We start from the raw sequence: 25,778 nt of genomic DNA, 5'->3' as shown, positions 1-25,778 counted from the left end.
CCGCGTTGCGGGCTTCATCATCACTTTCGTTATTCGAACTCGTTCCACGAGCGGCCATCGCGGGTAATCATCGCCACTGAGGCCACCGGGCCCCAGGTGCCCGCCTGATACGGCTTGGAAGAGTCGCCGTCCGCAGCCCAGGCATCGATAATGGAATCGACATAGGTCCACGCGGCTTCAACTTCATCGCGGCGAACAAACAGCGCCTGGATACCACGCATGCTCTCCAGCAGCAGACGCTCGTAAGCATCGGCAAGGTGTGACTGGTTAAAGGTCTCGGAGTAGCTCAGATCCAGCTTGGTGGTCTGCAGTTTGTGCTTGTGATCAAGGCCTGGCACTTTGTTCAGGATCTCGATATCCACCCCTTCGTCCGGCTGCAGACGAATCGTCAGCTTGTTCTGCGGCAGCTCTGAGTAGGAGTCTTTAAACAGGTTCATTTCCGGGTTTTTGAAGTAGACCACGACTTCTGAACACTTGGTCGGCAAACGCTTACCGGTGCGCAGGTAGAACGGCACGCCCGCCCAGCGCCAGTTGTCGATATCGACACGTATTGCCACGAAGGTCTCTGTGGCGCTCGACTTATTGGCACCCTCTTCTTCCAGGTAGCCAGGCACTTTTTTGCCCTGCACAAAGCCGGCGGTGTACTGGCCGCGAACAGTTTTCTCACGCACGTTGGTCTGATCGATGCGGCGCAGCGAGCGCAGCACTTTAACTTTTTCGTCACGGATGCTGTCGGCGCTGAGGTCGGACGGCGGTGACATGGCGATCATGGTCAGAATCTGCAGCAGGTGGTTCTGGATCATGTCGCGCATCTGGCCCGCTTTATCGAAGTAACCCCAGCGGCCTTCGATACCCACTTCTTCGGCCACGGTAATCTGGACGTGGTCGATGGTGCGGTTATCCCAGTTATTTACGAAGATAGAGTTAGCAAAGCGCAGCGCCAGCAGGTTAAGCACCGTCTCTTTGCCGAGATAGTGGTCAATACGGAACACCTGGCTCTCATCAAAGTACTCACCAACGCTGTCGTTGATCTCCTGCGAGGTTTCCAGTGAGGTACCCAGCGGCTTCTCCATCACTACGCGCGCCGGTTTAGCATTCAGCTTCGCGGTGCCCAGACCCTGACAGATGGCGCCAAAGGTGCTGGGTGGCATGGCGAAGTAGTTGATGGTGGTGCGATTTTTCTGGTCCAGCATCTTGCCCAGTTTCGGAAAGTGCGTGGTGTCGTTGACATCGAGGTTGCAGAAGTCGAGACGATTGCTGAGTTTGTCCCACAGCGCTTCGTCAATCTTCTCCTTCATGAAGGTTTCCAGCGCTTCACGTACCACTTTGGTGTATTCCGCTTTATCCCACTCGGCACGGCCGACACCAATAATGCGGGTTTCCTCGTGGATCTGCCCCGCTTTCTCTAACTGGTACAGTGAAGGCAACAGTTTACGGCGTGCAAGATCGCCTTTGGCACCGAAAATCACCAGATCGCATGCCTGGGCTGTTTGTGTTACCGCCATTTTCCTCTCCTCGTTGCAGGATAGTCCGGTGGTGATGCATCCTCTGCCACCGGGTCCAGGTTATTATTTTCTTTGAGCACAATGTACTTTTTTCCCCGCGCCAGGTAAACCGACTCGCCGGGTCAACCGCATTAACTCTGTACCGGATGTGCTAAGCGCGTGTGATGACACGTGCGGATTGCCGGTTTTTTCTGTGTCTGTTGGTGTCAGGAAAATCAGGCACCGGTCAAAGTATCCCAAAAAAAAGGGCAATCGACTTGTCCGCCGTTGCGCCTGGCAGGTGATGACACGATATAGTCTCTGTTAATCGACCCTGACGACAGGGATAATTGAAATTGCTAAAAGTGATTATGGTCATCGGCTTATGAATATGCTGGAAAAAATTGAGGCGCAGTTCGCCGCGCTCAGCAATGCGGAACAGAAAGTCGCCCGGCAGATTCTGGCTGCGCCGCAGGCGGCGATGCACTCCAGCATCGCCACCCTGGCGCGTGAAGCCTGCGTCAGTGAACCCACGGTGAATCGCTTCTGTCATCGACTGGGCGCGCGCGGCTTTCCCGACTTTAAGCTGCAACTGGCGCAGAGCCTGGTGAAAAGCAGCAACTGGGTCAGTCGAGGCGTGGAGGACGATGACAGTGTGGAGAACTACAGCCACAAAATCTTTGACTCGGCGCTGGCAGGGCTGCAGCGGGTACGGGATCAACTGGATAGCGCCCAACTGCAGCAGGCCGTCACCCTGCTTACTCAGGCTGACAAACTCGCCTTTTTCGGGCTGGGGGCTTCCGCTGTGGTAGCACATGACGCCTTTACCAAATTTCTGCGCTTTAATCTGCCGGTCATCTGGTCAGACGATATTGTGATCCAGCGCATGAGTTGCATAAATAGTCGAGCCGGTGACGTTTTTGTTCTCATTTCGCATACTGGACGCACAAAAAATATGGTAGAACTGGCTCGCCTGGCCCGTGTAAACGGTTCCACCGTTATAGCCATCACCTCTGCCGATTCTCCCCTTGCCCATGAAGCAGCGATAGCTTTAGTGCTTGATGTACCGGAAGATACGGATATCTATTTGCCGATGGTATCGCGCCTGGCGCAGTTGACCGTGATCGATGTGTTGGCGACCGGTTTCACCCTGGAACGGGGTGCGCCCTTCCGGGAAAACCTGAAACGCGTGAAAGAGGCGTTGAAAGCGTCGCGTTACGAAAAGCACACCATTCGGGAAAAGGATGATCAGCAAAAAAATTAACATCACATTTACAATGTGAGTCGTATCACAACCCGTCGATCATATAGAATAGATAACCATGCTGTGTCCACAGACCAGGGCACGCTTAAATGTTTACGGAGTCCTCGATGTCAAGACGTCTCAGAAGAACCAAAATCGTTACAACCCTCGGCCCGGCCACCGATCGTGATAATAATTTAGAAAAAATCATCGCTGCCGGCGCGAACGTTGTACGACTCAACTTCTCTCACGGCACGCCAGAAGATCACCAGATCCGCGCCGATAAAGTGCGTGAGATTGCCGCAAAACTGGGTCGCCACGTGGCCATCCTCGGTGACCTCCAGGGTCCAAAAATTCGTGTTTCAACCTTCAAAGAAGGCAAAGTTTTCCTGAATATCGGCGACCGTTTCCTGCTGGATGCCAATCTGGGTAAAGGCGAAGGCGATAAAGAACGCGTCGGTATCGACTACAAAGGCCTGCCGGCAGATGTGGTGCCGGGCGATATCCTGCTGCTGGATGATGGCCGCGTGCAGCTGAAAGTGCTGGAAGTTCAGGACATGAAAGTGTTCACAGAAGTCACCGTGGGTGGCCCGCTGTCGAACAACAAAGGCATTAACAAACTGGGCGGCGGACTCTCAGCTGAAGCGCTGACCGAAAAAGATAAAGCGGATATCATCACTGCCGCCAAAATCCGCGTCGACTATCTGGCCGTCTCTTTCCCACGCTGTGGCGAAGATATGAATCTGGCACGTCGTCTGGCGCGCGAAGCGGGTTGTGACGCCAAACTGGTCGCAAAAGTGGAACGTGCCGAAGCGGTCGCCAGCCAGGAAGCGATGGATGACATCATTCTGGCCTCTGATGTAGTGATGGTGGCGCGTGGCGATCTGGGCGTTGAGATTGGCGATCCGGAACTGGTCGGCATTCAGAAAGCATTGATTCGTCGTGCCCGCCAGCTTAACCGCACCATCATTACCGCGACGCAGATGATGGAGTCGATGATCACTAACCCGATGCCGACCCGCGCAGAAGTGATGGACGTGGCGAACGCCGTGCTGGATGGCACCGATGCCGTGATGCTCTCTGCGGAAACCGCAGCGGGTCAGTATCCGGCTGAAACTGTCTCCGCGATGGCGAAGGTCTGCCTGGGCGCGGAGAAGATCCCGAGCGTCAACGTCTCCAAGCATCGTCTGGACGTGCAGTTCGACAATGTCGAAGAAGCGATTGCTATGTCATCCATGTACGCCGCGAACCACCTGCAGGGCGTCACCGCGATCATCACCATGACCGAGTCGGGCCGTACCCCGCTGATGACCTCACGTATCACCTCAGGCCTGCCGATTTTTGCCATGTCACGCCATGAACGCACACTGAATCTCACCGCGCTCTATCGCGGCGTAACGCCGGTGTTCTTCGACAGCAATAACGACGGTGTGGCTGCTGCACACGATGCGGTTAACCTGCTGCGCGACAAAGGCTTCCTGGTCTCTGGCGATCTGGTCATTGTGACGCAGGGCGATGTGATGGGCGCCACCGGCACCACCAATACCACACGTGTGCTGCGCGTGGATTAATTGAGCCCGGGTTTACATTGTCGGTGTAGAATAAACGACGCGACTGCCTGGCAGTCGCGTTTTCTTTTCTGACAAGGAGGCCAGATGGCCCGTTTCCACCCCATCAGCCAGCTTACCGGCCGAATTTTACTCTTTCCTCTGGCGTTAGTGCTGTTCGAGTTTGCCACCTATATTGCTCATGACATGATCCAGCCTGGCATGCTGATCGTCACCAGCGAATTTTCCGTCGGCCCTGAATGGGTCTCCACCTCACTGACCGCCTACCTGATTGGCGGCGTGGTGCTGCAATGGCTGCTGGGCCCTCTCTCTGATAAGTTTGGCCGGCGACCGGTAATGCTCTTCGGCATCCTGTTTTTTGCCGTCGCCTGCATGCTGATGCACTGGGTCAGCTCGATTGAAGAATTTGTCAGCCTGCGCTTTATTCAGGGCATCAGCCTCTGCTTTATCGGCGCGGTCGGCTATGCCGCAATTCAGGAAGCCTTCGATGAGGCGCTGGCGGTGCGCATGATGGCGCTGATGGCCAACGTGGCGCTGCTGGCTCCGCTGGCGGGTCCGCTTGCCGGTGCAGCCTGGCTCACCATTGGCAGCTGGCGCAGCATGTTCTGGCTGTTTGCCGCCTGCAGCCTGGTCGCCTTTGTGGTGCTGTGGCGTGTGATGCCCGAAACCGCAGGTGACCGCAGTCATTCCATCGCCCTGCCCAATCTGGCACGCAACTATGGCCGGCTGATGAAAGACCGGCTGGTGATGTTTGGTTCCTTCGCTATCGGGCTGGTGTTTATCCCGATCCTCACCTGGGTTGCCCTTTCGCCGGTAATCCTGATGCACGACGAAGGTCTGTCACGCATGCAGTACGCCCTGTTGCAGCTGCCGGTGTTTCTGGCGATGATCGCCGGTAACCTGACGCTGAGTAAGCTGGCGGGACGCGTGCCGATTGAACAGCCGGTGAAGTTCGCCGCCTGGCCGATTCTGATTGGTCTGAGCCTGGCGCTGGTGGCGAGCCTGATGAACAGCCACGGTTATCTGCTGATAACCGCTGGCCTGAGTCTCTACGCCTTTGGCGCGGGCATGGTCAATGCCGGACTGTATCGCCTGACGCTCTACGCCAGCAACGAAGGCAAAGGCAGCGTGGCAGCGATGCTGGGAATGATCAGTATTATGACGCTGGCGGTGGGAATTGAGCTGGCGAAAAGCGGCTACTTCAGCGGCGGCACGCTGTGGTTCTGCCTGGTCAACTTTATCAGCGGCGTGCTCTGGTTTGGCCTGGTGATCCTGTTTATGCGCGAGCGTAAACGTCGCAGCAGGCTGGAGGCGTTATAAAAAGGCAGCCCAGCCACAGGTGTGTCCTGAGCAGGCAGCTCAGAAGCTCAAAGCAAGGGAGCACACACCTGTAGCCAGTGATTAGGAGATAAGAAAAGGCCGTTTTCGCGGCCTTTTTGCTATTTGCGCGGATAGAGATCTTTGCGCGAATAGGGCTCGATGTCACCCTCTTTGCGGGTCTTCAGCAGCTTGAGGATCCAGGTGTACTGCTCGGGATGCGGGCGGACAAACACTTCCACTTCTTCATTCATCCGGCGAGCCAACTGGTGATCGTCAGCTTCCAGCAGATCGTCCATCGGCGGACGCACATAAATCTCAAGCTTGTGCGTTTCGCTGTTATAAACCGGAAACAGCGGCACCACACGAGCGCGGCAGACTTTCATCAGTCGCCCTACCGCAGGCAGCGTCGCTTTATAGGTGGCAAAGAAATCGACGAACTCGCTGTGCTCCGGGCCATGATCCTGATCGGGCAGGTAGTAGCCCCAGTAGCCCTGACGGATCGAACTGATAAAGGGTTTAATGCCGTCGTTGCGGGCATGAAGCCGTCCGCCATAACCGCGGCGTGCGGTGTTCCACGCATAGTCCATCAGCGGATCGCTCTGGTTATGGAACATTGCCGCCATCTTTTGCCCTTCTGACGCCAGCAGCATGGCAGGAATATCCACCGCCCAGCCGTGTGGCACCAGGAAAATCACATTCTGCTGGTCCGCTTTCATCTGGTCGATAATGTCACGACCATGCCACTCTACACGTTCACGGATACTCGCCGGATCGCGCAGCACCAGCTCGGTCATCATTGCCATCGCCTGCGGTGCCGTCGCAAACATCTCATCGACCAGCGTTGCACGCTGCGCCTCGCTGAGTTCCGGCAGACAGTAATAGAGGTTAATCAGCGCACGGCGACGTGCGCCCTTTGCCAGCTTACCGGCGAATTTGCCTAACCGACCCAGCAGCGGATCGCGCACTTTCGGCGGTAAATACGCCAGACCCGCCAACGCACCAATTGCCAGCCAGCTGCCCCAGTATTTAGGTTTGAGAAAAGAACGTTCAAAAACGGGAATAAATTCAGTGTTATTTTTTTTACGGGTTTCCATGCACTCGCCTCAAGCAATGACCGGCTAATGATAGTGACGACCTGAAAATTTGCAATCATCCTGCGCCAGATAGCAAAAAACCGACGGGGAACCCGTCGGTTTTTGCGCGATTTAACGAGATTCGCTTACTTCAGACCCAGCTGAGGCAACCAGGATTTAACCTGTGCCATGTAATCGCTGCGATCTTTACCGGTCAGGCCTTCCATACGCGGCAGTTTCGCCGTTAAGGGGTTGACCGCCTGATTATTGATCCAGATTTCGAAATGCAGATGCGGCCCGGTGGAACGTCCGGTGTTGCCTGACAGTCCAATACGGTCACCACGCTTCACTTTCTGGCCTGGCTTCACCAGCACTTTCTTCATGTGCATATAGCGCGTCATATACTGACGGCCATGACGAATCGCGACATAGTTACCCGCGGCACCGCCGTTCTTCGCCACCACTATTTCACCATCACCCACTGCCAGCACCGGCGTACCGATCGGCAGCGCAAAGTCGACGCCTTTATGAGGCGCAATGCGGCCGGTAACCGGGTTGAGACGACGCGGATTAAAGTTAGAGGAGACACGATACTGCTTAACCGTCGGGAAGCGCATAAAGCCGCGCGCCAGACCGGAGCCGCTGCGATCGTAGAACTTGCCATCTTCGGCGCGGAAAGCGTAATAGTCTTTACCCCCGCTGCGCAGGCGCACACCCAGCAACTGACTTTGCGCACTCTTGCCATCCAGCATTTCGCGTGACATCAGTACACTGAACTGATCACCTGCACGCAGCTTACGGAAGTCCATCTGCCATTGCAGCGCTTTGATTACGGCGCTGGCTTCGGCACTGCTCAGCCCGGCACGCTGGGCGCTGGCGGCAAAACTGCCGCGTACTTCGCCCTGCATCACGCTGTTGCGCCATTCGCCCTTCTGCATCTCCGCATCCATCTTAAAGCCACCTTTAGGGGTGCGCTCATAGGTGCGGGTTTCACGGCGGGAAATTTCCCAGCTCAGGGTTTTCAGGCCGCCATCATCATCCAGCGTCCAGCTCAGCTGCTGACCAACCTGCAGATTACGCAGATCGCGGTCGCTCATCACCAGCGCATTAATGTCACTGATGTCGATGCCATACTGATTCAGGGCACTGCTCAGAGTATCGCCGGATGAAACGGTGTAGTCGTGAACACCGGCCGTTTCGGGCACGTCGGTGTCCACATCGTCCGCAGGCAGTTCTTCTTCCGGTTCCGGTGTGCTCTGATCGATAGGCTCACTGGCTTCCGGCAACAGCGTGCGGAACGTGTTCTTATCCAGTTCAATGTTTTTGACGATGGGCGTCACATCATCCGAAGGATGATAAACGTAAGGCCGCCAGACAGCGACGGCCAGAGTGACTACAGTTAAAGAACCCAGCATTACGCGGTGGGGGCGCGGCAAATTATTAAATGCGAGGGCGACAGAGCGGGCTATCTGCTGCACTTTTACCTATTCCTCATGCTCCATTCAGGCAGCTTTCATACTGGCTCGACAGTTGTGAGAGGAATTTCACATAGCTGTCTTTGGCTAAGCTGATGTCTGTTCCCAGGGGATCGAGCGTGCCTTTACGCACCTGCGTTCCGCGGGCGACAGCATCGATGACTGCTGGCCTGAATTGTGGCTCAGCAAAGACGCAGACCGCCTTTTGCTCAACCAACTGTGTTCGTATCTGATGTAAACGCTGAGCGCCCGGTTGAATTTCAGGATTGACGGTAAAGTGCCCGGTGGGCGAGAGACCGTATTGTTTTTCAAAGTACGTGTAAGCGTCGTGAAAAACGAAATATCCTTTATTTCTGACCGGAGCGAGTTGTGCGCTAACGCGTTTGTCCGTGTCCGCCAAAGCTATCTCAAACTGCTGGAGGTTGGCGTCAAGTTTGGCTTTATCTTGCGGCATAAGTTCCAATAATTTTCCATGGATTGCAACCGCGGTCTTGCGCGCAATCTCTGGCGACAACCACAGGTGCATATTAAACTCGCCGTGATGATGGTGATGAGCATCGGCGTCCTGTTCTTCGGATTTTTCCGCTGTGTGTTCATCTTCATCTTCACCACCGCTAATCAATAACGGTTTTACCCCGTCGATGTTCACCATCGCGAGGTTTTTCTGAGCCGGAAGTTCAGCCGCAGACTTCGCCATAAAGGCTTCCATTTCAGGCCCGACCCAGACAACTAAGTCCGCGTTTTTTAAGCGTTTTGCATCTGAGGGCCGCAGGGAATAGTCGTGTTCAGAGGCACCGTCCGGTAGCAGAACGTCAACCGGTGTGACACCATCGGCAATGGCCGCAGCAATAAACCCTACCGGTTTGAGTGAAGCCACGACATTCGCCTGAGCTGGAAGGGTTAACGAAGCTGTAACGGAGAAAGCAGTTAAGGCGAAAATTGCGCCCTTTTTATTATGTAACATATTGCGTCATTCCATCGTGACCATGAGGTGGAATGTGATATTATAACATTCGAAATTCTGTGCAACCTGTAAATACTATGACCTCACTTGTCACACTCGATAATGTTTCGATAAAGTTTAACCAGCGCAATGTGTTATCCGGTGTCAGCCTGGCACTGCAGCCTGGCCGCATCCTCACCCTGCTGGGTCCTAACGGTGCCGGAAAATCAACGCTGGTGCGAGTGGTGCTGGGGCTGCTCGCCCCCACCACCGGTTCCGTTCAGCGTGATCCCGGTCTGCGAATTGGCTATGTGCCACAGAAGCTGCACATCGACCCGACCCTGCCAGTGACCGTTGAACGCTTTATGCGTCTGACCCGGGGCAGCAAAAACGCCGAGATCCTGCCGGCACTGAAACGCGTGCAGGCGGGTCACCTGCTCAACGCCCCGCTGCAAAAGCTTTCCGGTGGTGAAACCCAGCGTGTGCTGCTGGCGCGCGCCCTGCTGAATCAGCCTCAGTTGCTGGTACTCGATGAGCCTACTCAGGGTGTGGATGTGAATGGTCAGGTGTCACTCTATGACCTTATCAATCAGTTACGCGTTGAACTGAACTGCGGCGTACTGATGGTCTCCCACGATCTGCATCTGGTGATGGCCAAAACCGACGAAGTGCTCTGCCTTAACCATCACATCTGTTGTTCCGGCACACCGGAAGCGGTATCGCAGCATCCGGAATTTATCGCCATGTTTGGTCCGCGCGGCGCGGAGGAGCTGGCGATTTATCGTCATCATCATAATCACCGTCACGACCTTCAGGGACGTATCGTTTTACGCAAAGGACAGGGTCCATCATGATTGAGTTGTTATTACCGGGCTGGATAGGCGGTGTGATGTTAGCGCTGGCTGCCGGTCCGCTGGGATCGTTTGTTGTCTGGCGCAAGATGTCCTATTTCGGCGATACCCTGGCGCATGCCTCTCTGCTTGGCGTGGCATTTGGCCTGCTGTTTAACGTGAATCCTTACTACGCGGTGATTCTGGTCACGGTCTGCCTGGCGCTGGGACTGGTCTGGCTGGAGCGTCGTCCACATCTGGCTATCGATACCCTGCTGGGGATTATGGCGCACAGCGCGCTGTCGCTGGGCCTGGTGGTGGTCAGCCTGATGAAGAACGTTCGCGTCGATCTGATGGCTTATCTGTTTGGCGATCTGCTGGCGGTGACGCCAGACGATCTCTGGATGATGGGTGGCGGCGTGGTGATCGTGCTGCTGGTGATGGCGTGGCAGTGGCGGTCGCTGCTGTCGATGACCATCAGCCCGGAACTGGCCCAGGTGGACGGCGTCAATATCCAGCGTACCCGTCTGATCCTGATGCTGGTCACGGCACTGACTATCGGAGTGGCAATGAAGTTCGTGGGTGCGCTGATTATCACCTCACTGCTGATTATCCCCGCTGCGACCGCTCGTCGCTTTGTGCGTTCACCGGAAGGCATGGCGGCCGTCGCCGTAGTCATCGGGGTGATTGCCGTCACCGGCGGCCTGACCTTCTCCGCCTTCTACGACACCCCTGCCGGGCCGTCAGTGGTGCTCTGCGCCGCCATCCTGTTTATTTTCAGCATGGTCCGGAAACCAGCAGTCTAATTACTCTTCGCGCGTAATGCCGAAGTGACGATAAGCGTGCTGCGTGGCCATACGGCCACGCGGTGTGCGCTGAATGAAGCCCTGCTGAATCAGGAAGGGTTCAATCACATCTTCGATGGTTTCCCGCTCTTCACCAATGGCCGCAGCCAGGTTATCCAGCCCCACCGGCCCACCCATAAATTTGTCGATGATCGCCAGCAGCAGTTTACGGTCCATATAATCGAACCCTTCGCTGTCTACGTTAAGCATATCCAGCGCGCTGCAGGAGACTTCACCGCTCAAATCACCGTTTGCCCGCACTTCGGCGAAGTCACGAACGCGGCGCAGCAGGCGGTTGGCGATACGCGGTGTGCCGCGGGCGCGACGGGCGATCTCTAACGCCCCTTCGTCACTCAGCGCCAGACCCAGACAGGCGGCGCTGCGGCCTACGATGTGCTGCAAATCTTTAACCTGGTAGAACTCAAGCCGCTGCACAATGCCGAAACGATCGCGCAGCGGCGAGGTCAGCGAGCCAGCACGCGTGGTGGCGCCAATCAGGGTAAACGGCGGCAGATCGAGCTTGATTGAGCGCGCAGCCGGGCCTTCGCCAATCATGATATCCAGCTGATAATCTTCCATCGCCGGGTAGAGTATCTCTTCCACCACCGGTGAGAGACGATGGATTTCATCGATAAACAGGACGTCATGCGGTTCAAGGTTGGTCAGCATCGCCGCCAGGTCGCCCGCCTTTTCCAGCACCGGACCTGAAGTAGTGCGAAGATTGACACCCATCTCGTTGGCCACGATGTTCGCCAGGGTGGTTTTACCCAGTCCCGGCGGACCGAAGATCAGCAGATGATCGAGCGCATCGCCGCGCAGTTGCGCTGCCTTGATGAAAATCTCCATCTGCTCACGCACCTGCGGCTGACCGACATACTCGGTCAGCATCTTCGGGCGAATAGCGCGGTCAATAACCTCTTCTTCGCTGATACTGACAGCGGAGATCAGGCGGTCGGCTTCTATCATGAATTACCTCAAATGGCGGCGCGTAGCGCTTCGCGGATCAGGGTTTCGCAATCCGCATCCGGTCGACCGACTTTACTGATCATACGGCTCGCTTCCTGCGGTTTATAACCCAGTGATACCAGCGCTGCAACCGCTTCGGATTCCGCATCATTGGTTTCCGGCTCGGCGCTCGGCGTGGTCAGCGTAAACGCAGAATCGCCGCCAAACAGGTCGCCGTGCATTCCTTTGAAGCGGTCCTTCATTTCGACCACCAGACGCTCAGCGGTCTTTTTGCCCACGCCTGGCAGTTTCACCAGTGACGCGATCTCCTCTTTCTCAACAGCGGTCACAAACTGCTGCGCCGACATGCCGGAGAGGATCGCCAGCGCCAGCTTGGGTCCGACGCCATTCACTTTAATCAGTTCGCGAAACAGCGCGCGCTCCTGCTTGCTGTTAAAACCAAACAGCAGCTGCGCATCTTCACGCACCACGAAGTGGGTAAAAATCACCGCTTCGTGCTGAAGTTCAGGCAACTCATAAAAACAGGTCATGGGCATATAAATTTCATAGCCGACGCCGTGTGCCTCAAGCAGCACCAGTGGCGGCTGCTTTTCCAGAATATTGCCCCGTAAACGACCTATCACCTGAACGCTTCCTTAACTAACGAATGTGGCGGATTTTATAACATAAAAAAGGCTGGATGAATATCCAGCCTGTGAGTGAGACCTGAGCGATGACGGCTAACCTGAGCGTAACCGTCCGCGCGTCAGTACCAGCTTGCTGTCACTCATGCGAGCCGCATTCTGAGCCACATGACAGTGCGTAATGGCAATCGCCAGCGCATCGGCGGCATCCGCCTGCGGGTTCGCCGGCAGCTTCAGCAGGGTTCGCACCATGTGCTGCACCTGACTTTTCTCGGCGCTGCCGATGCCAACCACGGTCTGTTTTACCTGACGGGCGGCATACTCAAACACCGGCAGATCGTGGTTAACCGCGGCAACAATTGCGGCACCGCGGGCCTGGCCAAGCTTCAGCGCGGAGTCTGCATTCTTCGCCATGAACACCTGTTCAATGGCGAAGAAGTCGGGTGAAAACTGCGTAATGATTTCACAGACGCCCGCATAAATCAGCTTCAGTCGGGCGGGCAACTCGGTGGTATTAGTGCGGATACAGCCGCTGCCCAGATAAGTGAGCTGGCGGCCAGTCTGAAGAATAACACCATAACCGGTGATGCGTGAGCCGGGATCAATACCCAGGATAATCGACATTACGCCTCTTTGGTTAAAGTGATTACGGTAGACGCCATTACAGCGTTTCCGCTACCTCGTCGGAGATTTCACCGTTGTGATAGACCTCCTGCACATCGTCGCAATCTTCCAGCATGTCGATCAGACGCAGCAGTTTAGGTGCGGTTTCCGCATCCATTTCGGCTTTGGTGGTCGGGATCATCGCCACTTCTGCAGTGTCCGCTTTCAGGCCGAGTGCTTCCAGTGCATCACGCACCGTGCCCATCTCTTCCCATGCGGTGAAGACATCAATCGCGCCGTCGTCATAGCTGACCACATCTTCTGCGCCCGCTTCCAGAGCCGCTTCCATCACCGCATCTTCATCCTGACCTGGCGCATAGGAGATCACGCCTTTTTTGTTGAACAGGTAAGCCACGGAGCCGTCGGTGCCGAGATTCCCGCCGGTTTTGGTGAAGGCGTGACGCACTTCGCCCACGGTACGGTTACGGTTGTCACTCAGGCATTCAATCATGATGGCCGAGCCGCCAGGACCGTAGCCTTCATAGATGATGGTTTCCATATTGGCATTGTCATCGCCGCCTACACCGCGCGCGATAGCGCGATCCATGGTGTCACGTGTCATATTGTTCGCCAGCGCTTTATCCATTGCTGCACGCAGACGCGGGTTTGAGCCCGGATCGCCGCCGCCCAGCTTGGCCGCCGTCACCAGCTCACGAATGATTTTGGTGAAGATTTTGCCGCGCTTGGCATCCTGCGCCGCTTTACGGTGTTTGGTGTTTGCCCACTTACTGTGTCCTGCCATTTTAAATTTTCTCCGATCTTTTACAGGGTGCAGGCTATCCTGCTTGCGAGCCTGTTTACCGTCCGTACGCATACAGGTGACTGACAACCTGAATGCCCCGAGGGCGAGCTTCGCGAAGCATCCTCACGTACAACCGTACGCTGACGATATCGCGCGGGCGGTGAACAACCTCACGGTGCCGATTACGCCTGACTGTTCAATATGTTGGTGAAGTCCTGTTAAAACTCACCAGATTCATAAAATTTAATCTATCCGCCGCCGGAATACCGGGCGATGGCGAGCATTCAGATAAATTCTTCAATTGCCTGGCGGTTACTCCATGATCGGGTTAATGCTGCAGCGTCAGCGGGTGCCAGCCAGCGAAACGCCAGATGCTCGGTGAGCATCACATCGCGCTCCGTCGGCAGTTGCAGGCGAAACCAGTGCTCGTGATTATGAGTGACATCAGGGGCGTAGCGATGGCGGAAATGGGGAAAGATTTCAAAGTCGATCTGACGCTGACAATCCTCCACCTCCAGCCGCTCGGCCAGCACGTCGATGCCGATTTCCTCATTCACTTCACGACACGCGGTCGCCAGCGGTGACTCTCCCGCCTCCAGGCTGCCGGTGACCGACTGCCAGAACGTGGGATCGTCACGCCGCTGCAGCATCAACACCCGGCCAGTATCGCGCGCCGAAATGACGACCAGCACTGAAACCGGGTGTTTATAGCCCATTATTTATTCTCAGGCTTTTCTTTTTTAACGACCTGAATGCCGAGCTCCAGCAGGGAAGCCGGATTGGCTTCGCTTGGCGCTTCGGTCATCATGCAGGCGGCCGCCGTGGTTTTCGGGAACGCAATGACGTCACGAATGTTATCGGTGCCGGTCAGCAGCATGGTCAGGCGGTCCAGACCAAAGGCCAGGCCCGCATGCGGTGGCGTACCGAACTTTAGCGCATCCAGCAGGAAGCCAAACTTCTCACGTTGCTCATGCTCTTCGATACCCAGAATGCTGAACACCGTCTGCTGCATTTTGCCGTTGTGGATACGCACTGAACCGCCGCCCACTTCATAACCGTTGATCACCATGTCGTAGGCATTCGCCACGGCACGGGTTGGATCGGCGGCCAGCTCTTCTGCGCTCATCTCTTTTGGCGCCGTGAACGGATGGTGCATCGCAGCCAGACCGCCCTCTTCGTCCTCTTCGAACATCGGGAAGTCGATTACCCACAGCGGTGCCCAGGCTTTCTCATCAGTGATGTTCAGCTCGCGGCCCACTTTCAGACGCAGCGCACCCAGTGCATCCGCAACCACTTTGGCGCGATCGGCACCAAAGAAGATAATGTCGCCATCCTGAGCGCCGGTGCGGCTCAGAATGCCTTCCACGATCTCTGCATTCAGGAATTTGGCAACCGGGCTCTGCACGCCTTCCAGGCCGTCAGCACGGACGTTAACCTTCATCCACGCCAGACCTTTGGCACCGTAAATCTCCACGAACTTGCCATATTCATCAATCTGCTTACGGCTCAGCTGTGCGCCGGTCGGTACGCGCAGCGCGGCAACACGGCCCTTTTCATCATTAGCCGGGCCAGAGAAGACCTGGAACTCCACGTTTTTCAGCAGGTCGCCGACGTCCACCAGCTCCATCGGATTACGCAGATCCGGTTTATCAGAACCGTAGCGATGCATCGCCTCTGCAAAGGTCATCTGCGGGAACTCACCGAGATCAACGCCCTGCACGTCCTGCCACAGATTGCGGATTAAACGCTCCATGATTTCACGCACCTGTGGCGCGGTCATAAAGGAGGTTTCCACGTCGATCTGGGTAAATTCTGGCTGACGATCGGCACGTAAATCTTCGTCGCGGAAGCATTTAACGATCTGATAGTAGCGGTCAAAACCGGACATCATCAGCAGCTGTTTGAAGAGCTGAGGTGACTGCGGCAGCGCATAGAATTTGCCTTTATGTACCCGGCTTGGCACCAGATAGTCACGCGCGCCTTCCGGCGTCGCTTTGGTCAGCATCGGGGTTTCGATATCCAGGAAACCTGCGTCATCCATAAAGCGACGAACGAAGCTGGTGATTTTTGCGCGGGTTTTCAGACGCGTCACCATCTCAGGGCGGCGCAGATCCAGATAGCGGTACTTCAGGCGCGCTTCTTCGCTGTTGGTCTGATTCGAGTCCAGCGGCAGTGGCTCAGAGCGGTTAATGATGGTCAGTGCCTGGGCAAACACTTCCACTTCACCGGTCGCCATGTCGCTGTTTTTGTTCTTCTCATCACGCGCACGTACGGTACCGGTGATCTGGATACAGAATTCGTTACGCAGTTCAGAAGCCAGCTTAAATGCGTCCTGGCGATCGGGATCAAAAAACACCTGCACGATGCCTTCACGGTCGCGCATATCGATAAAAATCAAACTGCCCAGATCGCGACGGCGGTTTACCCAGCCGCAAAGCGTGACTTGCTGACCCACATGAGACAGATTGAGCTGTCCGCAATATTCTGTACGCATAACACTATCCTTTTAACTTCGCCGCTGCATCTGACAGCATCCGGCCGCGTTACCTGTTGCGATGCTGTCGCAAAAATGGCGGTCATTATAATGGAAAAAGCCAGACAGGATAAGCAGATCCGCGCCAAAGCGCCGATTTCCTGTGTGCATTTGCCCCCCAGCCTGACCATAGCGGATAATGGGGTATCTTATTCTGCAGCCAGGAGCGCGCGTGACACTTCGTATTGGCCTGCCCCAGTGGCAGCATTCACACTGGAAACGCTGGGGCATCGAAAGCCTGGCGGACTATGCCCGCTATTTCCATTGTGTAGAGGGAAATACCACGCTCTATGCGCTGCCGAATCCGGAAACGGTGATGCGCTGGCGCGATATGACGCACGATGCGTTTCGCTTCTGCTTTAAGTTTCCCAATACCATCAGCCATCAGGCAGCGCTGCAGCACAGCGACGACCTGCTGACCGATTTCCTGCGCCTGATGGAGCCGCTGGCCGATCGCATCGGTCAGTACTGGCTGCAACTGCCTGCCAGCTTCTCCCCGACGCAGCTCGACGACCTGTGGCGCTTTCTCGACAGCCTGCCACGCCGTTTTCACTACGGCGTCGAAGTCCGCCATCCCGCTTTCTTCGCTAAAGGGGATGCCGAACGGGCGCTGAATCGCGGCCTGCTGGCGCGCGGCATCAATCGCGTGATGCTCGACAGCCGTCCGGTTCACGCCTCTACCTCGCAAAGTCCGGCCGCGCTGGTGGCCCGCGCGCAAAAACCCCGGGTGCCGCCTCATGCGCTGCGAACCGGCTCACAGCCGATGGTGCGGTTTATCGGCAGCGATAGCGTGGAAGAGAGCGTGCCGCTGTTTCAGATCTGGCGTGACAAGCTGACAGAATGGCAGCTACAGGGCGACGCCATGCTGTTTCTGCACACGCCCGATATGGGTCAGGTCTTTCCGCTGGTGCAGGCGCTCTGGCCGCAGCTGCAACAGATCGATCCCGGCATAGGTAGCGGACCGGACTGGCCGCAGCAGACGTCACTGTTTTGATTCCTGCCCAGGACAGCGGGCTGCACGCCCGTTAGAATAGAAGCATTATGGACAGTCGCAGGGGTGGCAATGGTTAGCGCGTTATATGTGGTGATGGGTGCATTACTGGTGATGAAATTCACGCTGGACGTGGTCCGCTATCGCCGATTCTATCGCGTGGCGTATGGCGATGGCGGCTACCACGACCTGAAAATGGCGATTCGCATTCACGGCAACGCCATCGAAACCATTCCGCTGGCGCTGTTTCTGCTGGTAATGATGGAGATGAACGGCGCCGATATCTGGATGGTGCATCTCACGGGTCTGCTGTTCTTTATCAGTCGCCTGCTGCACGCCTGGGGTTTGCGCAGCAGCGCAATGGCAGGCCGCAAATATGGCATGCTGCTGACGCTGTTTTCCCTGTGCGGCATGGTGATTTTTAACCTGATCTATATGCCGTGGGAACTGGTGCTGACGCTGCATTAAGCTGGCCTGGGTTAAGGGGTGCAGCCCGCCCCACTTTCTGCGAGAATAGCGCCCTTTCCGTCGTCTCTTCGGATTTTCGATATGTCTGACCGCGATCAACTCTTCTCAGCGCCCATTGCAAAACTGGGCGACTGGACTTTTGACGAGCGTGTAGCTGAAGTCTTTCCTGACATGATTCAGCGCTCGGTGCCGGGCTACTCCAACATCATTTCGATGATTGGCATGCTGGCAGAACGTTTTGTTACCCCGGACAGCAAGGTTTATGACCTGGGCTGCTCGCTGGGCGCGGCCACCCTGTCGGTGCGCCGCAATATTCAGGTGCCGGGTTGCCAGATCATCGCAGTGGATAACTCCCCGGCGATGGTGGAGCGCTGCCGTCGGCATCTTGATGCGTTTCGCGCGGACACACCGGTAACGGTGCTGGAAGCGGATATCCGCGACATTGAGATTGAGAACGCCTCTCTGGTGGTACTCAACTTTACGCTGCAGTTTCTGGAACCGCCGGCGCGTCTGGCGCTGCTGGAAAAGATCTGGCAGGGACTGAAACCGGGCGGCGCGCTGGTGCTGTCAGAGAAATTCAGTTTTGAAGATGCCGAAGTCGGTGAGCTGCTGTTTAACATGCATCACGACTTCAAGCGCGCCAACGGCTACAGCGAACTGGAAATCAGCCAGAAACGCAGCATGCTGGAAAATGTGATGCTGACTGACAGCGTTGAAGCTCATAAAGCCCGTCTGAAACAGGCCGGTTTCTCGCACGCCGAACTCTGGTTCCAGTGCTTTAATTTTGGATCTCTGGTGGCGTTGAAATGATCGACTTTGGCCGTTTTTATCAGCAAATTGCGGTGGGACCGCTGGCGAAGTGGCTGGAAGTGTTACCGGCTCAAATCAGCGAGTGGCAGCGTGAAAACCTGCATGGGCACTTCCGCGACTGGTACAAGTCGCTGGAGTATCTGCCGCTGCTGGAGCCTCAAAAGCTTGACCTGCTGCACAGCGTTACTGCCGACCGCGATGACATCAGCGATCGCCATCGTCAGGGTATTGAGAAATTACTGCGCAACCTGATGCCGTGGCGTAAGGGGCCCTATTTCCTTTATGGCACCCACATCAACACCGAATGGCGATCTGACTGGAAGTGGGAGCGCGTGCTACCGCACATCTCTCCGCTGGCCGGCCGCACAGTGCTCGATGTGGGCTGCGGCAGTGGCTATCACATGTGGCGGATGATTGGCGCGGGTGCCCATCTGGTGGTTGGCATCGATCCAATGCAGCTGTTCCTGGTGCAGTTCGAAGCGGTGCGTAAGCTGCTGAACGACGATCGCCGGGCGCATATGCTGCCGCTGGGCATTGAGCAGTTACCGGTGTTGCAGGCGTTCGATACCGTGTTCTCGATGGGCGTGCTCTATCATCGCCGTTCGCCGCTGGATCACCTGTTACAGCTTAAGAATCAGCTGGTCAGCGGTGGCGAACTGGTGCTGGAGACGCTGGTGATTGAGGGCGATGTGAATCAGGTGCTGGTGCCCGGTGAGCGATATGCGCAGATGCGCAATGTCTTCTTCATTCCGTCAGCTGAAGCGCTGAAAAGCTGGCTGGAAAAAAGCGGCTTTGTGGATGTCCGGATTGTCGATTTCGCCCTCACTACCACTGAAGAGCAACGCCGTACTGACTGGATGACCAGCGAGTCTCTGGCTGAATTCCTCGATCCCGATGACCCCAGCAAAACGGTCGAGGGCTATCCGGCGCCTCTGCGCGCCGTGCTGGTCGCCACCAAACCGTAATACCCTAGCGGCGAGACAATGCCAGTTTCGCCGCAAATCCTATAAATACGCAGCCGGTCAGACGATCCATCACCTTCAGCACCCGCGGTTTGCGCAAATGACCGGCGAAATAGTGGCTGCCGCCAATCAGTACCGCATTCCAGATCAGCCCCAGCAGCATGTGTGCCAGCGCCATCAGACTACACCAGAGCGCCACCGACGCCCCCGCCGGGATAAACTGTGGCAAAAAACTCACATAGAAGATCCCCACTTTGGGGTTTAGCAGATTGCCAAGCAGCCCGCGGCTGAAACAGGCAAGATAGCCCTGTTGCAGCGCCGGTTGTTGCGAGTCGATTGCTGCCTGGCGGGGTTTCAGCAACAATTTCAGCCCCAGATAAAGTAACCAGGCGGCACCCAGCCACTTAAGCAGGTTATAGGCCATTTCGGAGGCCAGCAGCAGCGCGCCTAATCCGAATCCCACCGCGACACCCCAGACCAGACAGCCGAGCGTGATACCCAGTGCCGTCACGCTGGCGCGCTTTGCGCCCTGAGCGACTGCTGAGCGCAGTACCAGCGCGGTATCAAAGCCCGGCGTCAGCGTCAGTATGGTGATGGCAAACAGAAATGAAAACAGCGTGGTGGTCATGGCGTTCTCCCTGGAGGTAACAGCCGGTCAGCAGCGTATGGGTGTCCTGCCAGCGTAACAGGCCCGTCGAATTATCTCACCCTTGTCACTCTCCCTGTTCGTCAGCGTGTGCCAGGCTAAGGGCGGTTTAACTTCATATTAAGGAGCTGTGATTATGAGTAAATTTATCTTCTCTTCACCCCGTAAATATGTGCAGGGCGCGGGCGTGCTGGATGAGCTGGGCCCCTACGTGGCCGAACTGGGTGATAACGCTTTCCTGGTCGCGGATGATGTCGTCTGGAAATTGATCGGCGAACGCGCCCAACAGGCGCTGCAAAAGGCGGGCGTTACCTTCAACTGGCACCAGTTCAACGGCGAGGCGTCGAGCAATGAGATCACCCGTCTGAGCCAGCTGGCGAAAAACCAGGGCTGTAACGTGGTTGTCGGGCTGGGCGGCGGCAAAACGCTGGATACGGTTAAAGCGGTGGCGGATGAGCTGAAGCAGCCGGTAGCCATCGTGCCTACTATCGCCTCCACCGATGCCCCCTGTAGCGCCCTGTCGGTCATCTATTCTGATAGCGGCGTATTTGAGAGCTATCGCTTCTACAGCAAAAATCCTGATTTGGTGCTGGTGGACACCGCAGTCTGCGCCAGTGCGCCAGCACGACTCTTTGCCTCCGGCATTGCCGATGGACTGGCGACCTGGGTTGAAGCGCAGGCGGTGGCGCGTTCGCATTCAAAATCAATGGTTAATGGTGATCCGACGATTGCCGGGCTGGCGATTGCCCGTGCCTGTGAAGAAACGCTGCTTACCTGGGGTTACAGCGCCTATGTTGCCGTCACCCAAAAACGAGTGACGCCCGCCGTGGAAGCGGTGGTTGAGGCGAATACGCTGCTATCAGGGTTGGGCTTTGAAAACGGAGGGCTGGCAGCTGCGCACGCTATTCATAATGGTTTCACCGCGATTGATGGTGATATCCACCATCTGACCCATGGCGAGAAAGTCGCCTACGGCACACTGACGCAGATGGTGCTTGAGAAGCGTCCGGATGAGGACATTGCGCGCTATATCCGCTTCTATCGCTCGATCAACATGCCGACCACGCTCCGGGAGCTGCATCTGGAAAATGAGAGCTGGGAGAATCTGGTCAAAGTGGGTGCACTGGCGAACAGTGAGGGCGACACGCTGAAAAACCTTAATCCAAACCTTTCACCGGAAGATATTGCAAACGCGCTGCTGGCGCTGGATGCCTTTAGTCAGACGGTTAAATAACCACCCGACAGGCGATCATCCGATCGCCTTTCACTCCGCCGCCGCTGGCTGGTCCCAGTACTCATATTTGTAGGCGGAACTGAGATGGCGCTCAATAGTGCCGCGCGTGAAGATTTCGGTCTCGTGCAGATAGCTCAGGGTACAGTTACCCACCTGATCCCAGGACTGACACTCATCTACTGACCGGATGGTGCTCAGTGGTGTGGTCGCCGTGCCGTTGAGCCGCACTTCACGCCATTGGGGATCGTAGGTATAACTGTCGGTGCTGCGGGCCGATGTGGTGCGGGTCACCAGACCCTGCGGGTTCCAGTGGTAGTGATTTTCACCGTTGGTCAGGGGATCGCTGCCGCGCGCCACGCTCTTCTCCAGCCTGAACTGCCGATCATAACGGTAAGTCGTGTCGGTAAAGCCGCTTTTACCCATGCTGGTAAACCTGTCGGAGGCGCTGGTAATGTTGCCATGCTGACCTTTCTGCCAGTTAATCGTCCCCTGTCGGTTATCGACCACCACCTCTTTGCCCTCTTTCAGCACTTTTACCAGATACGCATATTCCGCCACCCAGCCGCCCTGCACCCGGGCAATGTGTTGCTCCATACTGAGAATCACGTTGCGCTCACTTTTGTCATAGCTGACGTCGGCAACCGTCAGATCGCCACAGGCGTCAAACTGCCCCAGTACGCGCTTTTGCGAGTTCACATCTTTGCCAAACTCACCCGCAACCACCTGCTTCACCGCGCCTTTCGCATTCCCGCCCAGCAAAATCAGGTTATTGCTGTTAGCCACAGCAGCGTTGTTCGGGCTGCATGCGCTGGCCGCAGCGCTGCTGCTGCAGAGAACAGTCAGGATCAGAGTCAGGACAGCAATCGGATTGGGTTTCATAGGATCTTTTCCAGGCGACGTTGCTTTCAGTGTAAACGCTGCGGTGATGAACAGCGGCAATCTGTGAAGATTTCAGCCTGCATCGCCTTTTAAGGTTTTAAGGACCGGAGAGGCAACACGGCATCAGCATAACGAAGAAAACGAATGATTACGTTGCTGCCGGGACGGGAAGTCCTGGATGACATGTAATGATTAATAAGGGGCAGGTCATTTTTATCGAGCCAGGCGAAAGAGTGATAACTTCGCTGCAGCCAGATTTCAGATCCCTCTGACATCAATAACATGCCAGAGAAGCGCAAAACAATTTAACCGGGATGGAGTGTGTTTTACACAAAAAGAACCCCAGCAAGGATATAGTGATTCTAAAAATGCCACCAAAGGTTATTGCCATATAAATCAATAAATTACGTTGTAATGTGGTTTTTTTACTTGCGGATTACTGTACATTATCACAGTATTAGCAATCATTTTTGACGGGTCAGGATCCCCTGCAGGACCCCCTGAGCATCCCAACCAAACAGGGCTGATTCTATGGCTTACTACGTTATTGAAAAAAGAAAGACGTCTAAGGGTGAGTTTCGTTATCGCTGTACTGTAGCAGTAAAAAACGAAGGGGTAGTAGTTCACCGTGAAAGAGAGACTTTTTCCAAGCAGTCTGAGGCAAAATCATGGGGTGTCATCAGGGTTGCCGACATCGAAAAGAACGGCATACCTGTTGAGAATAAAAAGAATAGCGCCCTCTTTGGCGATTTGCTGAAGATGTATATCAGCCACCCCAGCATAACTTATAGTGCAAGCAAGGCCTCATCCTTAAGCCTGATTAGTCGCTGCGAAATTTGCAGCGTACCTCTCAAAGACTTCAGCTCAAACACTTTCATAAATCACGCCAAGCTGAGGGCTGACCAAGGTGCCGGCCCTTCCACCATTAGAAACGATATCACCTTTATCGGTGCTGTCCTGGCTTCGGCATCGCCTATGTTCAACATAGCATTTGATATGGAGTGTTATCGTTCTGCCAAATATCAGATGAGCAAATTAGGGATGATCGCTCACTCTCAAAAAAGAAGCCGGCGACCTACCAAAGATGAAACGGATGCCCTTCTGGTTGCACTTGAAGAGCGGTCGCGTCATTCATACAAAAAAATTCCATTTCACCGGATTTTTCTTTTTTCGATATTGTCTTGCATGAGGATTGGCGAGGTAACTCGCTTGAGGTGGGATGATATCGATCATCAGCAGAAAGCCATACTCGTTCGCGATCGTAAGCACCCACGTAAAAAGATGGGTAATCACATGTATGTCGCGCTGCTTGGTGATGCCTGGGACATAGTCATGATGCAGCCTAAAACCAGCGATCTGATTTTTCCCTACAGGCACAAAAGGATTTCAATCGTGTTTGGTGAAGAAAGGAACAAGTTAGGCATTGAAGACCTTCGATACCATGACCTGCGCAGAGAGGGAGCCAGCAGGCTTTTTGAGGCGGGATTTGTGATCGAGGAGGTAGCCCAAGTAACAGGACACCGTTCACTTAAGACATTGTGGCAAATATATACAGAGCTTTATCCCCGCTCCCTGCATGACCGATTCAAAGAGTTGCAGGAGAAAAGAAGCGACCTCATTCCTGGCCTTGATAAAACACCCGTGAACGCGAGTGTTAAGTAAGTAACGCCCGGAAGGTGCCGGGCGGAAAATCATAAGCAGGTTTTGATTGCAGCCTTACGTTTTTCTATGCCATTTGTGACGTCCAGAGCGCCACGAAGAGAGTAAAAGTTTATCCGCGTTACCTCGCCATCTGCAAATACATCTGCGTTATCTGCTCCAGAAAATACGCTGTAATACTTACCCGTTTTTTGAGGAATAATTTGATACATAAGCGGGTTTTTCTGCCATGCAGCTAAAATGCACTCTTGAGTCTCTTCTGGGGTTTTTGTCGTCGTATATGACGCTAAAACCTCTTGATCCTCACGATAATTATATGGGTTAGTGCATCCCCCTAGCCCCAGAGCTATCATTGCGACGGCTAAATTTTTCATCAATTAATCCTGTCAGTTTTACTTGAGCTAATGCTAACAGAGATGCGTCACTATGAGACCTGTTCGATTAGGATAAACCTTAAATCGTGGGGCGACATTGTTCATAAACCGACACTATTTCAGCAGTTACTTTTCCCAGCACGATAATCCCGTCCATGCCCTCTCCGTCGATCGTTTCACCGTCTGAGGTGATAATCCCGGTACTGAACAATCTGCCCAGCTGCGGGAATTCGCCTATCTGGAATGCGACTCGGTCGCCCGGCGTGGGCTTAAGAGATTTGTCCGCCAGCACGAACCCATCAGGCGTCTCAATCAGGATCATGTTGTTACGGTGAGGCATCAGCACATCGTTCAGGTCAATGCGTCGCTCTATGTAATCTGAAGCTGGTGATGGAAATCCCATAGTTACCTCACGTATCCCATGTTGCGTAAAGACCAGGTCTTATTCTCGCTTTCCTCGGTAACCAGCTCGAAGAAGAAGTTCTGGTAACGCCTAATCCACCTGTTGCACTCCTGCAGCGTCCACACGTGGTTCAGATCATCCAGCCTTTTCTGGAACGCCGCAGTGGTGACAATCTGCCGCCCTCTGCCGTCTTTTGTTATCGCGCCAACGAACGCCGCGTGTATGTCACTCTCTCTCGCCATGATAAACCCTCCTCTGATAAATACTGTATGGATAAACAGTAATATCGATCGGTAGATTTGATCAAGGCGGAGCGGTGCACATATTTGTAAAGAGTCTGAGATGAAAGGGGTTTTTAGTTGGCGCTTGCGATGGTGAGTGACTAATCTCAAATCACCCGCACCGCAGCCCGCTCAGACAGGAGCGGCTGAGTCATTGCCCGGTCGTCGGTTTTATTTGCTTTTTTAGTGCTTCCTGCTCTGCTGCAGGTATATAGCGGTAAATCGTTTTTGGCGAAACTTCCATCACCAAAGCAACCTGATTCAGAGTTGCCCCGTTGGCAATCATGCGTTTAGCTCTTTCGACAACTTCAGGAGTCATTATCCTTCTGCGCCCCCCAATCCGCCCCTTTTCCCTGGCAGACGCCAGACCGGCACGCGTTCGCTCGACTATCAATTCTCGCTCCATTTCCGCCAGCGCCCCCATCACATGGAAAAAAAAGCGGCCCATTGGCGTTCCAGTATCAATACTGTCTGTAAGGCTCCGAAAATTAATGCCTTTTTCCCTTAGCTCTTCTATCAGCATGACCAGATGGCGCATGCTTCTTCCGAGTCGGTCGAGCTTCCACACTACTAATGTGTCACCCCGCTCCAGCGCCCTAACTGCTTTCTTAAGGCCCGGTCTGTCGGAGGTTTTTCCACTTATTTTATCTTCAAAAATCAGGTCACAATTTGCGCTTTGTAATGCGCTGCGCTGTAAATCTGTATTTTGGTCATTTGTTGACACCCTTACGTAACCAATAAGCATTTGTATGATTCCCATAAA

At 55.0% G+C, this 25,778-nt stretch carries 27 protein-coding genes; 11 read left to right on the top strand and 16 right to left on the bottom strand.

Annotated elements, in window-relative coordinates:
* Positions 1 to 29: 29 nt before the first annotated feature.
* Positions 30 to 1,505 (bottom strand): glucose-6-phosphate dehydrogenase, encoded by a 1,476-nt coding sequence (zwf, locus tag HFD94_RS04970; protein WP_010258671.1) that lies wholly within the window; start codon positions 1,503 to 1,505, stop codon positions 30 to 32.
* A 364-nt stretch (positions 1,506 to 1,869) separates the two neighbouring features.
* Here zwf and HFD94_RS04965 point away from each other — a divergent pair, with 364 nt between their 5' ends.
* From HFD94_RS04965 to HFD94_RS04955, 3 genes are all read left to right on the top strand, one after another.
* The gene (locus HFD94_RS04965) at positions 1,870 to 2,748 is read left to right on the top strand and encodes a MurR/RpiR family transcriptional regulator (protein ID WP_010258668.1); all 879 of its coding nucleotides are present in this window, start codon (positions 1,870 to 1,872) and stop codon (positions 2,746 to 2,748) included.
* Positions 2,749 to 2,855: 107 nt separating this feature from the next.
* Positions 2,856 to 4,298: a pyruvate kinase gene (pyk, locus tag HFD94_RS04960; protein WP_033757915.1), complete on the top strand. Its 1,443-nt coding sequence runs from the start codon at positions 2,856 to 2,858 to the stop codon at positions 4,296 to 4,298.
* Positions 4,299 to 4,382: 84 nt separating this feature from the next.
* Positions 4,383 to 5,615 carry an MFS transporter gene (locus HFD94_RS04955; RefSeq protein WP_022625519.1) on the top strand — a complete coding sequence of 411 codons (1,233 nt, stop codon included), beginning with the start codon at positions 4,383 to 4,385 and terminating at the stop codon, positions 5,613 to 5,615.
* Positions 5,616 to 5,734: 119 nt separating this feature from the next.
* Here HFD94_RS04955 and lpxM read toward each other — a convergent pair whose 3' ends face one another.
* The 3 genes from lpxM to znuA all read right to left on the bottom strand — a co-directional run bounded on the left by lpxM (position 5,735) and on the right by znuA (position 9,127).
* Positions 5,735 to 6,709: a lauroyl-Kdo(2)-lipid IV(A) myristoyltransferase gene (gene lpxM, locus HFD94_RS04950; RefSeq protein WP_122888765.1), complete on the bottom strand. Its 975-nt coding sequence runs from the start codon at positions 6,707 to 6,709 to the stop codon at positions 5,735 to 5,737.
* Between the two features lie 125 nt (positions 6,710 to 6,834).
* On the bottom strand, positions 6,835 to 8,166 hold the full coding sequence (gene mepM, locus HFD94_RS04945) for a murein DD-endopeptidase MepM (RefSeq protein ID WP_010258653.1): 1,332 nt from the start codon (positions 8,164 to 8,166) through the stop codon (positions 6,835 to 6,837).
* Positions 8,167 to 8,179: 13 nt separating this feature from the next.
* The gene (gene znuA / locus HFD94_RS04940; protein ID WP_167432850.1) at positions 8,180 to 9,127 is read right to left on the bottom strand and encodes a zinc ABC transporter substrate-binding protein ZnuA; all 948 of its coding nucleotides are present in this window, start codon (positions 9,125 to 9,127) and stop codon (positions 8,180 to 8,182) included.
* Between the two features lie 77 nt (positions 9,128 to 9,204).
* Between znuA and znuC the strand changes: the two genes are divergently transcribed.
* On the top strand, positions 9,205 to 9,960 hold the full coding sequence (gene znuC, locus HFD94_RS04935; protein ID WP_010258646.1) for a zinc ABC transporter ATP-binding protein ZnuC: 756 nt from the start codon (positions 9,205 to 9,207) through the stop codon (positions 9,958 to 9,960).
* The gene (gene znuB, locus HFD94_RS04930; RefSeq protein WP_010258643.1) at positions 9,957 to 10,742 is read left to right on the top strand and encodes a zinc ABC transporter permease subunit ZnuB; all 786 of its coding nucleotides are present in this window, start codon (positions 9,957 to 9,959) and stop codon (positions 10,740 to 10,742) included. The genes znuC and znuB overlap by 4 nt, the downstream gene beginning before the upstream one ends.
* On the opposite strand, the gene ruvB is transcribed toward znuB, so the two are convergent.
* The 6 genes from ruvB to aspS all read right to left on the bottom strand — a co-directional run bounded on the left by ruvB (position 10,743) and on the right by aspS (position 16,269).
* Positions 10,743 to 11,747, bottom strand: a complete 1,005-nt coding sequence (gene ruvB, locus HFD94_RS04925; RefSeq protein ID WP_052270583.1) for a Holliday junction branch migration DNA helicase RuvB — start codon at positions 11,745 to 11,747, stop codon at positions 10,743 to 10,745.
* A gap of 8 nt (positions 11,748 to 11,755) precedes the next feature.
* A complete protein-coding gene (gene ruvA / locus HFD94_RS04920; RefSeq protein WP_003849207.1) occupies positions 11,756 to 12,370 on the bottom strand; it encodes a Holliday junction branch migration protein RuvA in 615 nt (204 codons plus the stop codon).
* 96 nt (positions 12,371 to 12,466) lie between these two features.
* A complete protein-coding gene (gene ruvC, locus HFD94_RS04915; RefSeq protein WP_167432849.1) occupies positions 12,467 to 12,994 on the bottom strand; it encodes a crossover junction endodeoxyribonuclease RuvC in 528 nt (175 codons plus the stop codon).
* A 37-nt stretch (positions 12,995 to 13,031) separates the two neighbouring features.
* Positions 13,032 to 13,775: a YebC/PmpR family DNA-binding transcriptional regulator gene (locus HFD94_RS04910; protein WP_010258633.1), complete on the bottom strand. Its 744-nt coding sequence runs from the start codon at positions 13,773 to 13,775 to the stop codon at positions 13,032 to 13,034.
* Between the two features lie 284 nt (positions 13,776 to 14,059).
* Positions 14,060 to 14,491 carry a dihydroneopterin triphosphate diphosphatase gene (nudB, locus tag HFD94_RS04905; protein WP_010258628.1) on the bottom strand — a complete coding sequence of 144 codons (432 nt, stop codon included), beginning with the start codon at positions 14,489 to 14,491 and terminating at the stop codon, positions 14,060 to 14,062.
* Positions 14,491 to 16,269: an aspartate--tRNA ligase gene (aspS, locus tag HFD94_RS04900; protein WP_010670804.1), complete on the bottom strand. Its 1,779-nt coding sequence runs from the start codon at positions 16,267 to 16,269 to the stop codon at positions 14,491 to 14,493. Before aspS ends, nudB begins: the two co-directional genes overlap by 1 nt.
* Positions 16,270 to 16,480: 211 nt before the next feature.
* Here aspS and HFD94_RS04895 point away from each other — a divergent pair, with 211 nt between their 5' ends.
* The 4 genes from HFD94_RS04895 to cmoB all read left to right on the top strand — a co-directional run bounded on the left by HFD94_RS04895 (position 16,481) and on the right by cmoB (position 19,542).
* Entirely contained in the window at positions 16,481 to 17,302 is an 822-nt protein-coding gene (locus HFD94_RS04895) for a DUF72 domain-containing protein (RefSeq protein WP_050679612.1), read from the top strand.
* Between the two features lie 69 nt (positions 17,303 to 17,371).
* Positions 17,372 to 17,767, top strand: a complete 396-nt coding sequence (locus tag HFD94_RS04890) for an MAPEG family protein (RefSeq protein ID WP_010258617.1) — start codon at positions 17,372 to 17,374, stop codon at positions 17,765 to 17,767.
* A gap of 81 nt (positions 17,768 to 17,848) precedes the next feature.
* Positions 17,849 to 18,577: a carboxy-S-adenosyl-L-methionine synthase CmoA gene (cmoA, locus tag HFD94_RS04885; protein WP_010258614.1), complete on the top strand. Its 729-nt coding sequence runs from the start codon at positions 17,849 to 17,851 to the stop codon at positions 18,575 to 18,577.
* A complete protein-coding gene (gene cmoB / locus HFD94_RS04880) occupies positions 18,574 to 19,542 on the top strand; it encodes a tRNA 5-methoxyuridine(34)/uridine 5-oxyacetic acid(34) synthase CmoB (protein WP_010258611.1) in 969 nt (322 codons plus the stop codon). Before cmoA ends, cmoB begins: the two co-directional genes overlap by 4 nt.
* A gap of 4 nt (positions 19,543 to 19,546) precedes the next feature.
* Here the strand turns inward: cmoB and HFD94_RS04875 are convergent, their stop codons facing one another.
* The gene (locus HFD94_RS04875; protein WP_033757930.1) at positions 19,547 to 20,167 is read right to left on the bottom strand and encodes a LysE family translocator; all 621 of its coding nucleotides are present in this window, start codon (positions 20,165 to 20,167) and stop codon (positions 19,547 to 19,549) included.
* A 154-nt stretch (positions 20,168 to 20,321) separates the two neighbouring features.
* On the opposite strand from HFD94_RS04875, the gene HFD94_RS04870 reads away from it, so the two are divergent.
* Entirely contained in the window at positions 20,322 to 21,419 is a 1,098-nt protein-coding gene (locus HFD94_RS04870) for a glycerol dehydrogenase (RefSeq protein ID WP_010258605.1), read from the top strand.
* A 30-nt stretch (positions 21,420 to 21,449) separates the two neighbouring features.
* On the opposite strand, the gene HFD94_RS04865 is transcribed toward HFD94_RS04870, so the two are convergent.
* Entirely contained in the window at positions 21,450 to 22,298 is an 849-nt protein-coding gene (locus HFD94_RS04865) for a hypothetical protein (protein WP_089414076.1), read from the bottom strand.
* Between the two features lie 531 nt (positions 22,299 to 22,829).
* On the opposite strand from HFD94_RS04865, the gene HFD94_RS04860 reads away from it, so the two are divergent.
* Entirely contained in the window at positions 22,830 to 23,960 is a 1,131-nt protein-coding gene (locus tag HFD94_RS04860) for a site-specific integrase (RefSeq protein ID WP_167432848.1), read from the top strand.
* A 29-nt stretch (positions 23,961 to 23,989) separates the two neighbouring features.
* On the opposite strand, the gene HFD94_RS04855 is transcribed toward HFD94_RS04860, so the two are convergent.
* From HFD94_RS04855 to HFD94_RS04840, 4 genes are all read right to left on the bottom strand, one after another.
* Positions 23,990 to 24,331, bottom strand: coding sequence for a hypothetical protein (locus HFD94_RS04855; protein ID WP_167432847.1), 342 nt, complete (start codon positions 24,329 to 24,331; stop codon positions 23,990 to 23,992).
* A 79-nt stretch (positions 24,332 to 24,410) separates the two neighbouring features.
* Positions 24,411 to 24,734: a phage repressor protein gene (locus tag HFD94_RS04850; RefSeq protein ID WP_167432846.1), complete on the bottom strand. Its 324-nt coding sequence runs from the start codon at positions 24,732 to 24,734 to the stop codon at positions 24,411 to 24,413.
* A gap of 2 nt (positions 24,735 to 24,736) precedes the next feature.
* A complete protein-coding gene (locus tag HFD94_RS04845; RefSeq protein ID WP_167432845.1) occupies positions 24,737 to 24,976 on the bottom strand; it encodes a hypothetical protein in 240 nt (79 codons plus the stop codon).
* Positions 24,977 to 25,166: 190 nt separating this feature from the next.
* Entirely contained in the window at positions 25,167 to 25,760 is a 594-nt protein-coding gene (locus HFD94_RS04840; protein WP_167432844.1) for a recombinase family protein, read from the bottom strand.
* Positions 25,761 to 25,778 lie beyond the last annotated feature (18 nt).

Source organism: Pantoea sp. EKM20T (genome assembly GCF_011800485.1).
Lineage (GTDB): Bacteria > Pseudomonadota > Gammaproteobacteria > Enterobacterales > Enterobacteriaceae > Pantoea > Pantoea agglomerans.
The sequence above is the reverse complement of the archived record's forward strand: the minus strand, read 5'-3'. Positions and strand labels throughout refer to the sequence as shown.

Coding starts and splice junctions, on each gene's coding strand:
- zwf (WP_010258671.1), bottom strand. CDS start 1,505: ATGGCGGTAACACAAACAGCCCAGGCATGCGATCTGGTGATTTTCGGT.
- HFD94_RS04965 (WP_010258668.1), top strand. CDS start 1,870: ATGAATATGCTGGAAAAAATTGAGGCGCAGTTCGCCGCGCTCAGCAAT.
- pyk (WP_033757915.1), top strand. CDS start 2,856: ATGTCAAGACGTCTCAGAAGAACCAAAATCGTTACAACCCTCGGCCCG.
- HFD94_RS04955 (WP_022625519.1), top strand. CDS start 4,383: ATGGCCCGTTTCCACCCCATCAGCCAGCTTACCGGCCGAATTTTACTC.
- lpxM (WP_122888765.1), bottom strand. CDS start 6,709: ATGGAAACCCGTAAAAAAAATAACACTGAATTTATTCCCGTTTTTGAA.
- znuA (WP_167432850.1), bottom strand. CDS start 9,127: ATGTTACATAATAAAAAGGGCGCAATTTTCGCCTTAACTGCTTTCTCC.
- znuC (WP_010258646.1), top strand. CDS start 9,205: ATGACCTCACTTGTCACACTCGATAATGTTTCGATAAAGTTTAACCAG.
- znuB (WP_010258643.1), top strand. CDS start 9,957: ATGATTGAGTTGTTATTACCGGGCTGGATAGGCGGTGTGATGTTAGCG.
- ruvB (WP_052270583.1), bottom strand. CDS start 11,747: ATGATAGAAGCCGACCGCCTGATCTCCGCTGTCAGTATCAGCGAAGAA.
- ruvC (WP_167432849.1), bottom strand. CDS start 12,994: ATGTCGATTATCCTGGGTATTGATCCCGGCTCACGCATCACCGGTTAT.
- HFD94_RS04910 (WP_010258633.1), bottom strand. CDS start 13,775: ATGGCAGGACACAGTAAGTGGGCAAACACCAAACACCGTAAAGCGGCG.
- nudB (WP_010258628.1), bottom strand. CDS start 14,491: ATGGGCTATAAACACCCGGTTTCAGTGCTGGTCGTCATTTCGGCGCGC.
- aspS (WP_010670804.1), bottom strand. CDS start 16,269: ATGCGTACAGAATATTGCGGACAGCTCAATCTGTCTCATGTGGGTCAG.
- HFD94_RS04890 (WP_010258617.1), top strand. CDS start 17,372: ATGGTTAGCGCGTTATATGTGGTGATGGGTGCATTACTGGTGATGAAA.
- cmoA (WP_010258614.1), top strand. CDS start 17,849: ATGTCTGACCGCGATCAACTCTTCTCAGCGCCCATTGCAAAACTGGGC.
- cmoB (WP_010258611.1), top strand. CDS start 18,574: ATGATCGACTTTGGCCGTTTTTATCAGCAAATTGCGGTGGGACCGCTG.
- HFD94_RS04875 (WP_033757930.1), bottom strand. CDS start 20,167: ATGACCACCACGCTGTTTTCATTTCTGTTTGCCATCACCATACTGACG.
- HFD94_RS04870 (WP_010258605.1), top strand. CDS start 20,322: ATGAGTAAATTTATCTTCTCTTCACCCCGTAAATATGTGCAGGGCGCG.
- HFD94_RS04865 (WP_089414076.1), bottom strand. CDS start 22,298: ATGAAACCCAATCCGATTGCTGTCCTGACTCTGATCCTGACTGTTCTC.
- HFD94_RS04860 (WP_167432848.1), top strand. CDS start 22,830: ATGGCTTACTACGTTATTGAAAAAAGAAAGACGTCTAAGGGTGAGTTT.
- HFD94_RS04855 (WP_167432847.1), bottom strand. CDS start 24,331: ATGAAAAATTTAGCCGTCGCAATGATAGCTCTGGGGCTAGGGGGATGC.
- HFD94_RS04850 (WP_167432846.1), bottom strand. CDS start 24,734: ATGGGATTTCCATCACCAGCTTCAGATTACATAGAGCGACGCATTGAC.
- HFD94_RS04845 (WP_167432845.1), bottom strand. CDS start 24,976: ATGGCGAGAGAGAGTGACATACACGCGGCGTTCGTTGGCGCGATAACA.
- HFD94_RS04840 (WP_167432844.1), bottom strand. CDS start 25,760: ATGCTTATTGGTTACGTAAGGGTGTCAACAAATGACCAAAATACAGAT.